This is a genomic window from Streptomyces sp. BoleA5 (genome assembly GCF_000373665.1).
Lineage (GTDB): Bacteria > Actinomycetota > Actinomycetes > Streptomycetales > Streptomycetaceae > Actinacidiphila.
In genome coordinates this window covers 809654-823774 of record NZ_KB892090.1, presented here as the reverse complement: position 1 = coordinate 823774, position 14121 = coordinate 809654, and the positions used below count along the sequence as shown (strand labels likewise).

12 protein-coding genes are annotated in these 14121 nt (G+C 72.8%); 4 read left to right on the top strand and 8 right to left on the bottom strand.

Annotated elements, in window-relative coordinates; translation table 11 throughout:
* Window positions 1-7: 7 nt before the first annotated feature.
* From B085_RS0103830 to B085_RS0103805, 6 genes are all read right to left on the bottom strand, one after another.
* Window positions 8-988 carry a TerC/Alx family metal homeostasis membrane protein gene (locus B085_RS0103830; protein WP_018557239.1) on the bottom strand — a complete coding sequence of 327 codons (981 nt, stop codon included), beginning with the start codon at window positions 986-988 and terminating at the stop codon, window positions 8-10.
* Window positions 989-1238: 250 nt separating this feature from the next.
* Window positions 1239-3038 (bottom strand): TerD family protein, encoded by a 1800-nt coding sequence (locus B085_RS0103825; RefSeq protein ID WP_018557238.1) that lies wholly within the window; start codon window positions 3036-3038, stop codon window positions 1239-1241.
* A 28-nt stretch (window positions 3039-3066) separates the two neighbouring features.
* Window positions 3067-3648, bottom strand: coding sequence for a TerD family protein (locus tag B085_RS0103820; RefSeq protein WP_018557237.1), 582 nt, complete (start codon window positions 3646-3648; stop codon window positions 3067-3069).
* A 108-nt stretch (window positions 3649-3756) separates the two neighbouring features.
* Window positions 3757-5853 (bottom strand): excinuclease ABC subunit UvrB, encoded by a 2097-nt coding sequence (gene uvrB / locus B085_RS0103815; protein ID WP_026250647.1) that lies wholly within the window; start codon window positions 5851-5853, stop codon window positions 3757-3759.
* Between the two features lie 49 nt (window positions 5854-5902).
* A complete protein-coding gene (locus B085_RS0103810; protein ID WP_018557235.1) occupies window positions 5903-7045 on the bottom strand; it encodes an acyltransferase family protein in 1143 nt (380 codons plus the stop codon).
* The gene (locus tag B085_RS0103805; RefSeq protein ID WP_018557234.1) at window positions 7042-9216 is read right to left on the bottom strand and encodes a bifunctional polysaccharide deacetylase/glycosyltransferase family 2 protein; all 2175 of its coding nucleotides are present in this window, start codon (window positions 9214-9216) and stop codon (window positions 7042-7044) included. Before B085_RS0103805 ends, B085_RS0103810 begins: the two co-directional genes overlap by 4 nt.
* A gap of 70 nt (window positions 9217-9286) precedes the next feature.
* Here B085_RS0103805 and B085_RS49085 point away from each other — a divergent pair, with 70 nt between their 5' ends.
* On the top strand, window positions 9287-9523 hold the full coding sequence (locus B085_RS49085) for a hypothetical protein (RefSeq protein WP_158689644.1): 237 nt from the start codon (window positions 9287-9289) through the stop codon (window positions 9521-9523).
* Between the two features lie 437 nt (window positions 9524-9960).
* Window positions 9961-10998 (top strand): chitinase, encoded by a 1038-nt coding sequence (locus B085_RS0103795; RefSeq protein WP_018557232.1) that lies wholly within the window; start codon window positions 9961-9963, stop codon window positions 10996-10998.
* On the opposite strand, the gene B085_RS51825 is transcribed toward B085_RS0103795, so the two are convergent.
* On the bottom strand, window positions 10963-11367 hold the full coding sequence (locus B085_RS51825; RefSeq protein ID WP_026250646.1) for an MHYT domain-containing protein: 405 nt from the start codon (window positions 11365-11367) through the stop codon (window positions 10963-10965). The genes B085_RS0103795 and B085_RS51825 overlap by 36 nt on opposite strands.
* Window positions 11368-11508: 141 nt before the next feature.
* Window positions 11509-12447, bottom strand: coding sequence for a hypothetical protein (locus B085_RS45395; RefSeq protein ID WP_018557231.1), 939 nt, complete (start codon window positions 12445-12447; stop codon window positions 11509-11511).
* A 170-nt stretch (window positions 12448-12617) separates the two neighbouring features.
* On the opposite strand from B085_RS45395, the gene B085_RS0103780 reads away from it, so the two are divergent.
* Window positions 12618-13196 (top strand): methylated-DNA--[protein]-cysteine S-methyltransferase, encoded by a 579-nt coding sequence (locus tag B085_RS0103780; RefSeq protein ID WP_018557230.1) that lies wholly within the window; start codon window positions 12618-12620, stop codon window positions 13194-13196.
* A 108-nt stretch (window positions 13197-13304) separates the two neighbouring features.
* Window positions 13305-14108, top strand: coding sequence for an N-formylglutamate amidohydrolase (locus B085_RS0103775; protein WP_018557229.1), 804 nt, complete (start codon window positions 13305-13307; stop codon window positions 14106-14108).
* The last annotated feature ends 13 nt before the right edge of the window (window positions 14109-14121 follow it).

The window sequence follows — 14121 nt, the reverse complement described above, 5'->3', positions numbered from 1 at the left end:
CCGTGGGTCAGACGTCGATGTGCTCCTCGTCGCGCTTCTCCGCGGCCGCCTGCTTCTTCGACGCCATGAGGCTGGTGACCGTGGTGACGGCCAGGACCACGACGATGAAGCCGAGGGAGAACGGGATGCTGATCTCGGGGACGTGGACCCCCGCCTCGTGCAGGGCGTGGAGCACGAGCTTCACCCCGATGAAGCCGAGAATGATCGACAGCCCGTACGAGAGGTGGACCAGCTTCTTCAGCAGACCGCCGATGAGGAAGTACAGCTGCCGCAGGCCCATCAGCGCGAAGGCGTTGGCGGTGAAGACGATGTACGGGTCCTGGGTCAGGCCGAAGATCGCCGGGATGCTGTCCAGTGCGAACAAAACGTCGGTGGTGCCGATCGCCAGCATGACCACCAGCATCGGGGTCATGATCCGCTTGCCGTTCTGCTGGATGAAGAGCTTGGTGCCGTGGTAGCGGTCGGCGACGCCGAAGCGGCGTTCGGCGGCCTTCAGCAGCCGGTTCTCCTCGAACTCCTCGTCGTGCTCCTCGGCCCGGGCCTCCTGGACCAGCTTCCACGCGGTCCAGATGAGGAAGGCGCCGAAGATGAAGAAGACCCACGAGAAGCTGGCGATGATGGCGGCGCCGGCGGCGATGAAGATCGCGCGCAGGACCAGTGCGATGAGCACGCCGAAGAGCAGGACGCGCTGCTGGTACTGGGACGGCACCGCGAACTTCGCCATGATCAGCACGAAGACGAAGAGGTTGTCCACGCTGAGCGACTTCTCGGTGATGTAGCCCGCGAAGAACTCGCCGGCGGGCTGCCCGCCGGCGAAGAACAGCAGGCCGAGCCCGAAGAGGGCGGCCAGGACGATCCAGACGATCGTCCAGGCGCCGGCTTCCTTGACCGACACGTCATGGGGTTTTCGCCCGATGAAGAAGTCGGCGGCGATCAGGGCGCACAGACCGGCGATGGTCAGCACCCAGAGGGTCAGGGATACATCCACGCGATGCCTCCGGCAGATGGGCTGGCAATTGTCAGCGTTGTCGCTGCCGGAGGTCTCTTCCACCCGGGCCCGTGGGCCGGGGCCGGTGTCCCGGGGCCTTTCAGGCCCGTGATGACGGGATGCACCGCAAGCAGGGAGTACTCCCCTCCGCGTAAAGAAGAGTACATGAAATCCCAAGGAAAGGTAAAGAGAGTAAAGTGATCGTCAATCAGGACGGCGGCCGGAGCCCCCGCCGGACCGGCCGGACAGGTCAGTGGCGGCCCGGGTCGTAGGTGCGTCGGGCGGCGGCCACCTGGCGCAGCACCTGGGACAGGACGGCGCTGCCGGGCGGGGCGAGCAGCGGTTCGTACGTCCAGGCGTGGCCGACCCAGGGGTCGGCGAGGTGGTCGTCGGGCTGCGGGGTCAGACGCATCATCGAGCGCCACAACGGGTCGAGGAGCGGACCGTACTCGCGGGCGTCCTCACGGGCGGCGACCAGGATGAGGTGGACGCCGACCTGCGGGCCCTCGTCCGCGAGGTAGCGCAGCTGGTTGATCGTCCGGTCGTCGAAGCCGTACGGGAAGTCGTTGACGACCAGCACCTGGCGGGCCGGGTCGACGCCCGGGGGCACTTCGAAGGGCACGTCCGCGCGCAGCGCCATCTGCACCAGGTCGACCCGCTCGGTGAGCCGGGCGAGCAGCGCCGCCACCCCGGCGGCGCCCGTGGCGGGCGGCTCGCGCAGCGCGCCGGAGTCCGTGAACGGGGCCAGCGCCGTCGCGGCGGAGCCCGCGGGGTCGACGACGTGGACGGCGCACTCCCCCGCCGGGTGGGAGGCGAGCAGACGGGCGGCGAGCGCCACGGCCACGTCCACGGCGCGACGGCGGTCCTGGGCGCCGTCCACCCACAGCCCGCGTTCCAGCGGCAGCCGTACCAGCAGGGGGATGCGCAGCTCCGGGCGTTCGGGCAGGTGGAGGTCGCCGAGCCGGACCGCCATCGGGGGCTCGGCGGGGACGCGGTAGCCGTGCCAGACCGGGCTCTCCCAGCCCGCGTAGGGCGGCGGCAGGGCGGGCTCGACGACCTCGGCCTCGGCGGTCAGCTGGGCCAGGTCGCGGTCGAGCACGGCACGGGCCCGGTCCACCAGCTCCGTCTGGCGCGCCCTGGCCTGGTCGCGGGCGGCCTCGGCGGCGGGGCCGACGCGGGTGCGCGGGTCGGCGAGGATCGTGTCCAGCTCCTGGTCGAGCCGGGACTCGGCGAAGTCGACGGCACTGCGGTACGCCGCGATGGTGCGGGCCAGGTCCTCGAACATGCCCCAGACCTGGTTGTGGAGCCGTTCCTCCATGCTCCAGCCGGAGGCGTCGCCCGCGACGGGCGCCGGGGTCGGGGGCACCGTGCCGGCGGCTGGCGCGGCGGGAGGGGAGGCGGTGGGAGGGGACCCGGCGGGAGGGGACCCGGCGGGAGGGACGGGGGGCGGTGGCGGCGTGGCGACCGGAGGCGGTGCGGTGGAGGGCACGGCGGGCGCGGGGCGCACCGCCTCCGCCACGCGGGCGGCCACGGCGTCCGCCTCGGGGCGGCCCAGCCCCTGGTCGCGCAGCAGCTCGGCCAGTCCGCCCGCGTACCCCTGGCCGAGCGCGCGTACCTTCCAGGCGCCCTGGCGGCGGTAGAGCTCCAGGGCGACGATCGCCGCCTCGCTGCTCAGCCCGGTCACGGTGAAGCTCGCGACCGGCACCCCGTCGGATCCGGAGACGGTCAGGTGGGGCGCGGGGCAGGCCCCGAAGCGGCTCGGCGCCCCGGCGACCGGCGGCAGCGCCAGCAGGACGTGGACGCGGTCCACGGCCGCCGGGACGGCCGCCAGGTCGGCGGTGACGCGCTGCTCGGCGGCGAGACGCGTGGGCACCTCGATGCCGGGCAGCCGCGGCGCCGCCAGGTGGGCGACGGCCCCGGGGCCGCTCACGCGCCCCTGCCCGTCGCCCAGGGAGACGGCGGCCACGACCGGCGTGCCGGCCGACACCCGGACCTCCAGCGAGGTGCCGGGTAGCGGATGGTTCTGCCCGTGGACCAGCTCGGTGGTCATGCCCGCGCCCCCCTGTGCCCGATCCCGATCAGAGCGCCGGCAGGATCGCCGGCATGAGGTCCTGGAAGGTGCGGCCGTTGGCCGGGGTGCCGATCGCGGTCATCGACCAGCCGGCATCGCCACCGCGCTGCACCTTCGCCATGATCTGCGCGGTGTAGGCGCCACCGCCGGTCAGGGTGTAGCGGGCCAGCTCCTGGCCGTTGGTCTCGTCGACCAGGCGGCAGAACGCGTTCTGCACCTCCTGGAAGGACTGCCCGGTGAAGGAGTTGACCGTGAAGACGATCTGGTCGATGTGCACCGGCACGCGCTGCAGGTCGACCAGGATCGCCTCGTCGTCCCCGCCCTGTCCGGCACCGCCGACCAGGTTGTCGCCGGTGTGCCGCACCGAGCCGTCGTCGCTGACGAGGTGCCGGAAGAACACCACGTCCACGGGCTGCTTGTCGGCGAAGAGGACCGCGGAGGCGTCGAGGTCGATCTCCCGTGTGCGGCTGCCGAACAGCCCACGGCGCGGGGCGGCCTGCCAGCCGAGCCCCATGCGGACCGACGTAAGCGTCCCCCCGTCCGACTTCTGCAGGCTGATCTTCTGACCCTTGGTCATGTTGACCGTCACGCGCTGTCCCCTCTCAACCGTTTTGCCGACGTGCGGTTGCTCGCACCCTATGGGTAGACGCCCGGGTAGGGCACCGTGGTTCGGCAAGAGATTCGACGGCGGCGACGGTCAGGCCACGCCCGCCTCTCTCATCTGCCGCAGCTCCTTCTTCAACTCGCCCACCTCGTCCCGCAGCCGGGCGGCGACCTCGAACTGCAGATCCGCGGCGGCGGTGTGCATCTGGTCGGTCAGTTCGCCGATGAGCTCGGCCAGTTCGGCGGCGGGCAGGCTCTTGGCGGCCCGCTTCTCCCCCGCCTTCGCCGACAGGCCCGGCACCGGTGCCTTGCCGCGCGAGCGCTGGCGGCCCGAGCCCAGCAGCTCCTCGGTGTCGGCGTCCTCGCGGGCGAAGGAGTCCAGGATGCCGGCGATCTTCTTCCGCAGCGGCTGCGGGTCGATGCCCCGCTCCTCGTTGTAGGCGATCTGCTTGGCCCGGCGCCGGTTGGTCTCCTCGATGGCCTTCTCCATCGCCGGGGTGATCTTGTCGGCGTACATGTGGACCTGGCCGGAGACGTTGCGCGCCGCGCGGCCGATGGTCTGGATCAGGGAGGTGCCGGAGCGCAGGAAGCCCTCCTTGTCGGCGTCGAGGATGGCCACCAGCGAGACCTCGGGCAGGTCCAGGCCCTCGCGGAGCAGGTTGATGCCGACCAGCACGTCGAACTCGCCGGCCCGCAGCTCGCGCAGCAGCTCCACGCGGCGCAGGGTGTCGATGTCGCTGTGCAGGTACCGCACCTGGATGCCGAGTTCCAGCATGTAGTCGGTGAGGTCCTCGGACATCTTCTTGGTGAGCGTGGTGACCAGGACGCGCTCGTCGCGCTCGGCGCGCAGCCGGATCTCGTGGACGAGGTCGTCGATCTGCCCCTTGGTGGGCTTGACGATCACCTCGGGGTCGACCAGGCCGGTGGGGCGGATGATCTGCTCGACGACACCGTCGCCCCGGGAGAGCTCGTACTTGCCGGGGGTGGCCGACAGGTAGACCGTCTGACCGACCCGCTCCAGGAACTCCTCCCACTTCAGCGGCCGGTTGTCGAGGGCGGAGGGCAGCCGGAAGCCGTGGTCGACCAGGGTGCGCTTGCGGGAGGCGTCGCCCTCGTACATGGCGCCGATCTGGGGCACGGTGACGTGCGACTCGTCGATGACGAGCACGAAGTCCTCGGGGAAGTAGTCGATGAGGGTGGACGGGGCGGAGCCCGCCTCGCGGCCGTCGATGTGCCGCGAGTAGTTCTCGATGCCGGAGCAGGTGCCGATCTGCCGCATCATCTCGATGTCGTACGTGGTGCGCATCCGCAGCCGCTGCGCCTCCAGCAGCTTGCCCTGCTTCTCCATGACCGCGAGCTGCTCGGCGAGCTCCTTCTCGATGCCGGCGATGGCCCGCTCCATGCGCTCCGGTCCGGCCACGTAGTGGGTGGCGGGGAAGACGTAGAGCTGCCGGTCGTCGGTGATGATCTCGCCGGTGAGCGGGTGCAGGGTGTACAGGGCCTCGATCTCGTCGCCGAACATCTCGATGCGGACGGCGAGCTCCTCGTAGACCGGGAAGATCTCGATGGTGTCGCCGCGCACCCGGAAGGTGCCCCGGGTGAACGCCACGTCGTTGCGCGCGTACTGGATGTCGACGAACTTGCGCAGCAGGGCGTCCCGGTCGATCTCCTCGCCCACCCTGAGCCGGACCATGCGGTCGACGTACTCCTGGGGCGTGCCGAGGCCGTAGATGCAGGACACCGAGGCGACCACGACCACGTCGCGGCGGGTCAGCAGCGAGTTGGTGGTGGAGTGGCGCAGCCGCTCGACCTCCTCGTTGATCGAGGAGTCCTTCTCGATGTAGGTGTCCGTCTGCGGGACGTACGCCTCGGGCTGGTAGTAGTCGTAGTACGACACGAAGTACTCGACCGCGTTGTTGGGCAGCAGCTCCCGGAACTCGTTCGCCAGCTGGGCGGCCAGGGTCTTGTTGGGCGCCATGACCAGGGTCGGGCGCTGCAGCCGTTCGATCATCCAGGCGGTGGTGGCCGACTTTCCGGTACCCGTCGCGCCGAGCAGGACGACATCGTTCTCGCCCGCGCGGATGCGCCGCTCGAGGTCGTCGATGGCGGTCGGCTGGTCGCCGCTGGGCTGGTAGGGGCTGACGACCTCGAAGGGCGCCACACTGCGTTCGATGTCTGATACGGGCCGCATGGGTCAACGGTACGACCCCCCACCGACAACCGGCTCCGACCTGCCCGGATCAGGGCAGGAGGCGGGGCCGGCGCCCCGCCGCGAGGTCTTCCACCAGGCCCGGGAGCAGCACCGCCACCGCGATCAGCCCCCAGGCGACCGCGAACTGGAACCAGGTGCTGTCCAGGGGCAGCGACAGTTCGAAGGCCCTGACCCGCCACATCAGGTCGATCAGGGGGACGCTGAGCACGAGCGCGACCTCATGCCACAGGTAGACGGTCACGGCGCGCGCGCTGACGATCCGCACCAGCCGGTCCAGCGGCGGGATCCGCCCGGCCGGGCCGGCGCACGGCCGGAAGCGCAGCAGGAGCAGGACGAAGCCGGCCGACCACAGCGCCTGGGCGAGGGGGATCTCGTTGAGGTCGTAGGAGCCGTCCACGCGGTGGTACGAGGTCCACCAGCCGCCCGCCGCCATGGCGGCCGCCGCCAGGACCGCCACCCGTCCGGCCGGTGCCCGTTCTAGCAGCCCGTCGCGGTGGGCGAAGCCGAGCAGCCAGCAGGTCAGGAAGGTCGCCAGGTCGGTGACGGCGGTGCCGGCCGCGCCCTCCGGCGGGATCCAGACCGTCTGCAGGAGCACGACGGGGGCGAGGGAGGCGACGAGCGCGGCGGAGGGCGACCGCCGGAACACCCGCAGCAGCAGCGGCGAGAGCAGGACGAACCACAGGTAGGCACGCACGTACCACAGGACCCCCGTGACCTGCTCGGCCCAGGCGCTGCCCGGCGGGTCGGCCACCGGCACCGCCCACAGGAGCAGCCGCGCCCACCAGCGGCCCGCGTGGTGATCGCCGGGCGCCCAGCCGTGGAGCAGCATCGCCGGCACCAGGACGGCGCCGAGGCACCACAGCGGCGGCAGGAGCCTGCGCAGCCGCCGCCGGACGACCGACGGCGCGGGCCCCTCCAGGGATCGCGCCATGAACGATCCAGCGAGGGCGAACATCACCCCCAGAGAGGGGAACGCCAGGCTCAGCCAGGCCCAGCCGAACGTGTGGTACGTCACGACGCGGACGAGCGCCAGGGCGCGCAGGAGGTCCAGGTAGCGGTCGCGGCCGCCGCCCGGGGCGGCGGGGGGCCCCGGCGCGGCCCGGCGGGCGGCGTGCCGGCCGGAGGTCCTGGGTCGGGGCAGCGGCGGGGAGGAGGTGTCGGGCGCGGTCATCGGGCGGCTCCCGCGGACGCCTGCGGGGACCCCACCTCGCCGGTGCGTTCGAGCTTCTGCCAGCGCAGCCGGCCGCCGGTCATGGCCGTGACGCAGGAGTGGATCAGGACGAGGTACATCAACTGCCGGTAGACGATCTGCTGCAGCGGCAGCATCAGCAGATGGCGGTACCGCTCGCGGTCCAGGCGGAAGGCGTACGCCGCGCAGAGGAGTTGGACGGACATCAGCGCGGCCCAGGCGAGGAGTGACCTGGCGGGGTCGACGAAGACGGCGCCGTAGACGGTCAGGAGGTCGATCAGCGGCGCGAAGAGGGGTGTGACGATCTGGAAGAGCACGACCAGCGGCATGCCGACGCGGCCGAAGCGTCCCGAGGGCCCGCGGTCCACCAGGGAGCGCCGGTGCTTCCACAGCGCCTGCATGGTGCCGTAGCTCCAGCGGTACCGCTGCCGCCACAGCTGGCCGATGGTGCCCGGTGCCTCGGTCCAGGCGCGCGCGTGCTCGGCGTACACCACACGCCAGCCCGCGCGGTGCAGCGCGATGGTGACGTCGGTGTCCTCGGCGAGGGTGTCGCCGCTCATGCCCCCGGCGTCGATGAGCGCGGCGCGGCGGAAGCCGCCGACGGCACCCGGCACGGTGGGCATGCAGTCGAGCAGGTCGTACATGCGGCGGTCGAGGTTGAAGCCCATCACGTACTCGATGTGCTGCCATGCGCCGATCACCGTGGCGCGGTTGCCGACCTTGGCGTTGCCCGCGACGGCGCCGACCCTCGGGTCGGCGAAGGGCTGGACGAGCCGGTGCACGGTGCCGGGCTCGAAGACGGTGTCGCCGTCCATCATCACGACGAGTGCGTGACGGGCGTGCTCCAGGCCGCGGTTGAGCGCGGCGGCCTTGCCCGCGTTCTCCTGGCGCACGACGCGCACCCGGGGCAGGCGCATCGCCTCGACGATGTCCGCGGTGCCGTCGGTCGAGCCGTCGTCCACGACGATGATCTCCACCGGGTGTGTGCTCGCCGCGAGTGAACCGACCGTGCCGGCGATGCACTCCTTCTCGTTGTAGGCGGGCACGATGACGCTGACGGGATCGGTCACCGCCGGCCCCCAGCTGAAGCGGCGGCGGCCGCGGATCCTGGCGTGCCGGCGGGCGAGGACGAGCATCAGGGCGAAGCGGGCCAGGACGGCGACGCCGACCACGACGAGCAGCCAGAACAGGACGGGCATGGTGAACTCGGCCAGGGTCACGACGCCGATGAGGGCGCGCCCCTGCCACAACTCGGCTCCGCTCGCCCGGTGGTTGGCGGTCGTGGCGCCCAGGCTCGCGGTCAGCGTGGTGAAGGTGTAGCCCTTCGCCTTCATGGTGTCGATGTACGTGCCGAGCGCCTCCACGGTCTGGGAGCGGTCGCCCCCGGCGTCGTGGAAGAGCACGGAGGCGCCCTTCCCGTGCCCCGGGGCGGCGTCGCGGACGATGTGTGCGACGCCGGGGCGCCGCCAGTCCTCGCTGTCGGTGTCGACGAAGGCGCTGATGTAACCCTTGGTGCCGAGGTAGCGGTAGACGGGCCACATGGTGTCGTCGACGGCGTCGGGCTCGGAGGAGTACGGGGCGCGGAAGAGCGAGGTCGTGATGCCCGCGGCGCCGGCGAGCGCCAACTGGGTCTGGGCCAGTTCGCGGTCGATCCTGGCCCTGCTCTGGTACGCCAGGTCGACGTGGGAGAAGGTGTGGACCCCGATCTCGCCGCCGGAGTCGACGATGTCGCGGATGAGCCCGGGGTATCGGGCGGCCATCTGGCCCACGACGAAGAAGGTGCCCGGCACGTCGTGTTCGCGCAGTACGGCCAGCACCTTCGCGGTCCACCGGGGATCGGGGCCGTCGTCGAAGGTGAGCGCGATCGTCCGGGGCGGCAGAGTGTGGCTGACGGGCTCGCCGGCGGCGTCGAAGGTGAGCACCGGCCCGCCCTCGAGGACGGAGGCGGGCACCCGGTCCGAACTCCCGGACTCGTGGACACGGCTGTCGTTGCCGATCTCCGAGTGCAGGTAGCCGTCCAGCAGCATCACGCACACCAGCGCGAACAGTCCCAGCACGGCCATGACGACGCGTGGTCTGGGCACGGCCTGCCGGCCGGCCGACGCCACCTTGGTGATCGCACCGGGTGCCGCGTGCCGGGCCGTCCGTGCCATGGCCGCTCAGTCGTCCCAGCCGTCGCCGGGCGCGGGATCGCCGCCCGCGTCGACCGGAGGGAACGCGGGGGTGTCGGGTCCGGGTGTCGCCGGGACGGAGGCGGACGGCGAGGCGGAGGCCGCCGGGGTGCGCGGCGGGTTGGGCCTCGGGGTGACGCTCGCCGCCGGGGTGGTACCGGTCCTGCCGGGAGCGGCGGTGGCGGTCGCGGAGGCCGTCGCACGGCCCCCGGTGGCGGAGGGGCTCACCTCGGCGGCCACGACGACGGTGGGTGCGGCGGCGGGGCGGGCCGCCGGCACGGGCGCGTGAAGGGCGTCCGGGGCGCCCGCGGCGCGTTCGCGGCCGCTTCCGGTCCGTCCACCCGCCCCGGCCTGCGCCGAAGCGCCCCCGGGGACGTCGGCACCCGGAATCAGGGTCTGGGGCGCGAAAGGGGTTCCTCCCGCCAAAGCCACCCCCAGCAGGACGGCATATCCCGCGCAGGCGACCCCGACCGCCAGTCCGGCGCGCCGGATAACGCGCGCCCGGCGGCCCGACGCGTCGACGAACACGGGCCCTTCCTCCGTGGACCGCCCACGGGGACACGCCCGCCGGGAGAGGGAATGCATAGGCGGAATGCTAGCAGCAATTCCCCTCCGCGAATTCCCTGGATTCGCTTCGGAATTAATCCCACGAATGGGCCGCGACCCCTTTTCGGTAATTTCCGGGAAGTGGGATCCGGAATTCCCGGGGCGGATAGTCTCTCCGTCATGAAGAGCCGCGCGGCACAGCTGATCACCGGGCTCGTGGCGGTCGCCGTCGCCGCGACGACCGCCTCCCTCCTCACCGGCCGGGAGCCCGCCGGCGCCCCGGCGGCCCGCGCGCCCCACGGGAGGGAAACGGTGGCCGAGGTGCCCTTCACCCCGTACGTGGACGCCTCGCGCTCCACCGCGTACGACATGGCGGGTGCGGCCCGCAGCACCGGGGCCGACGGTTTCACCCTGGGGTTCGTCACCGCGCGCGGCGGCTGCGCCCCGACCTGGGACGGGCGCGAGGGCATCGCCCACGGCGACCTGGCGGACCGCATCGCCGCGTTGCGCGCCACCGGCCGCGACGTGCGGGTCTCGTTCGGCGGCGCCGACGGCACGGAGCTGGCGGGGGCCTGCCCCGACGTGGACGGACTCGGCTCGGCCTACGCCGAGGTGATCGGCCGTTACCGGCTGACCGGGGTCGACTTCGACGTCGAGGGCGACGACCTGGCGGACACGGCGGCCGGCACCCGCCGGGCGCGCGCCGTCGCCCGCCTCCAGAGGGAGGCGGAACGCGAGGGTCGGACGCTGTCGGTCTCCTTCACGCTGCCGGCGATGCCCTCGGGGCTGACCGCCGAGGCCTCGGCGCTGCTCGCGGACGCCCGGCGCCAAGGGGTGCGCGTCGACGGCGTCAACATCATGGCGATGGACTACGGGGATTCGTACACCGGGGACATGGGCCGGTACGCGATCCAGGCGGCCACCTCAACGCACCGGCAGCTCAAGGCGCTGCTGGGCCTGCCGGACGCGGCGGCCTGGCGGACCCTCACGGTGACGCCGATGATCGGTGTGAACGACATCGAGGGCGAGGTCTTCACCCTGGGGGACGCTGCGCAACTGGCCGCCTTCGCCCGCGACAAGGGGCTGGGCGGTCTGTCGATGTGGTCCGCCGACCGGGACAGGGCCTGTGAGGACGACCCCGGGAGCACGGCACCGACCCAATGCAGCGGGGTGAACCAGCCGTCACTGGCGTTCGCGCGGGCCCTCGCGGAAGCGTGAGGCGCCGGCGACGGACGGAGACCGCTGCCCACAGGGCGACGATCGCGGCCAGAACGGCGGGCGGCGTACGAACCGTGAAGCCGACGAGAACACCCCGAGTTCGACGACCACGATGGGGACCACCAGGCTCGCTAAGGTGACGGGCATGTCGTAGGGGATCCGCGGCCCACCGGTGGCGAAGCCCGTCACGGCGATGAAGTGCACCGTCCGGATGCCGTATGCCGGATGCCGGAGCCGATTGCCGCGGAACGCGGCGCGAGCCGGCCGGCCCGTCGCGAAGGGCGCTTGCCAAGCGCCCTGGTCGTGCAGCGCGGCCCGATGGCGGCGCCCAAGCAGGCCGCCATCCACCCCGAGAGAGGGGTCGCCCATCGGTGGCCGAGTCCGTTGGCCGTTCCCCATGTGCCGCTCACGGCACCCTCCGCTGTTTTCGTCCGCCGCGCTGCCGCACGCCAGGGTCGCGGGCCGCCCGGCGCACCTCACGACGGCTTCAGTCGCGCGGACACCCGTGCGTCATCTCGTTCCGGGCAGTGCCGTGATCCGCTCCAGCGGCCCGTACGGCCCTTCCGCCAGGGCGTTGCGCAGGGCGGCGACGACCTCGGCGGGGCTGCGGGTGAGCGCGGCGGGCGCGACCCGCAGCACACGCAGTCCCAGCGACTCCAGCCGGCCGCGCCCCGTGCCCGGGCCGAGGTCCAGGACGAGGCCGTCGCGCACCCAGTAGGCGTCCGGCGAGCCCAGGAAGGCGCCGTCGAACTCGAGCGTGGGACGCCACAGGGGTTGCCGCAGCCCCGACCGGGCCACCAGGGCGCGGGCCATCGGCTCCGCGGAGGCCGCGCGCGGGCCGGAGTCCACGGCGTCCAGCAGAGCGGCCACGGCGGGGCGCCGGGCGAGCACCGCACCGCCCAGTTCCGCGGCGAGCGCGGCCGCGGGCACGCCGAGCGCCGCGACGAGTTCGCGGACCACCTCCAGGGCCCACTCGGGGTCGATGGACTCCCGTACGCCGTCGGCCGCCGCCCGGACGACCGGGGCCACGGGCACTCCGTCCACGGTGTCGGGCACGGGGAGCCCGCGGCCGTGGTGGACCCGCACCCAGGTGTGGGTGCGGATGCGGCGCTCGCTCGGCACGAGGACGTCCACCACCGGGAGCCCGCACGGCGGCGCGGCAACGGCGACGCCGTGCAGGGCGAGCCCCGCCACACCGGTGATCATGGCCGGGACCTGCGGATGCCCGGCGAAAGCCAGTGCCGCCCTGGACCGCTGTGCGGCGGTGAGCGGACCGGGCTGGAGAACGACCACTCTGGGCAGCGGCCGCTGCCACCGGCCGCCGGGGCGGCACCACTCGCGCAGCCTGCTCTGCGGTACGCCCACCGCGGCGAGTTGGGCGACGGTGGCGACCCGGTCCTGTTCGCGGGCGAGCCGGCGGACGGCATGGGTGAAGTCGTTTCGCGTCATGCGCGCCCCATCCCCCTCGTGACCGATCAACTACCGCTTGTGACAGACCTGTCGAGAACGGCCACCCTCCCGGGTGGCAGGGCGTGCGGCCGGTTGCCGGCACCGTACGGGGACGGCGACCGGCACCGGGCCGGCACCGACTGTCGGTGCCCCGCCCTAGGGTGGGAACCGTGACGCAACCCCAGACCCATGCCACCGAGGTCGCCTGGACGGTGCTGGATGCACCGATCGGGCCGCTGCTGCTCGCCGCGACCGGGCAGGGCCTTGTCCACGTGGCCTTCCGGACCGGGGAGGAGGAGGCCCCCGCCGTGCTGGAGCGGATCTGCTCCCGGCTGGGCGCCGCGGCGGCGCGCAGGCCCGGGTCCGCGAGCGCCGCGGGAGCCCGGCTCGACGAGGCGATACCGCAGGTGGAGGCGTACTTCGCCGGGACGCGGCACACCTTCGACCTCGACTTCGACTGGTCGCTGACGACCGGCTTCAACCGCCGCGTGTTGCGCGAGCTGTCGGCCGGTGTCCCGTTCGGCAGTGTGGTCGGCTACCAGGATCTGGCGAACCGGGTCGGCGAGCCGGGCGCGGCCCGGGCCGTGGGGACGGCCATGGGCTCCAACCCGCTGCCCGTCGTCGTCCCGTGCCACCGGGTCCTGGAGAGCGACGGCGGCATCGGCGGCTTCGGCGGAGGCCTGCGCATGCTCGACATCAAGCGCTCGCTGCTGGCCTTGGAGGGTGTGCTGCCGGAGCCGCTGTTCTGACCTGCCGCCCACACCGCCGTGGACGGCATCCGTCACAAGGGCGGGGTGCCCGCGGGTGACTCCGGCGGTGCCGATGGGAGGCGGGGAGGAGCGGAGAGGGGTGGAGAAATGGATGAATCGACTTTCCGTGTCACCGAGGGCGCACCGGACTCACCGGTGCTCCTCCATGTCCCGCACAGTGCCCGCGCCGTGCCCGGGCACGTCCGCGAGCGCATCCTCCTGGACGACGACGCGCTGGCGGCCGAACTCGACCACGTGACGGACGCGTACACCGACCTGATCGCCGTGCGCGCCGCCGCGCGGACCGGCGCCTGGCGGTTCACCAACCTCCTGTCGCGGCTGGTGGTCGACCCCGAGCGGTTCCCGGACGAGCGGGAGGAGATGCGCGCCGTCGGCATGGGCGCCGTCTACACCCGCACCTCGCACGGCGCCCCGCTGCGCGAGGACGACCCCCGCCACGAACGGGATCTGCTGGACGCGTACTTCGAGCCGTACGCGGCCGCCATGACGGCCGCCGTCCAGGACCGGCTCGCGGCCACCGGACGGGCGGTCGTCATCGACGTGCACTCCTACCCCGCCGCGCCGCTCCCCTACGAACTGCACGGCGGCGGGCCCCGCCCCGCGGTCTGCCTGGGCACCGACGCCTTCCACACCCCGGCCTGGCTGCTGGACGCGGCCCGCGAGGCCTTCGCGCCGTGCGGCGAGATCGGCCTCGACTCGCCGTTCGCCGGCACCTATGTGCCGTTGAAGCACTATGGCGAGGTGCGCGAGGTGTCGGCGCTGATGGTCGAGATCCGCCGGGACGGATACATGACGGAGCCCGGCGGTGCCCCCGGCGAGGGAGTGGACCGGCTCGGTGACGCCCTGGCGGCCCTCGTCGCCGCCGTCGGCACGGGTGACGGCACCGGCTGAGGGCGAGGGGCCG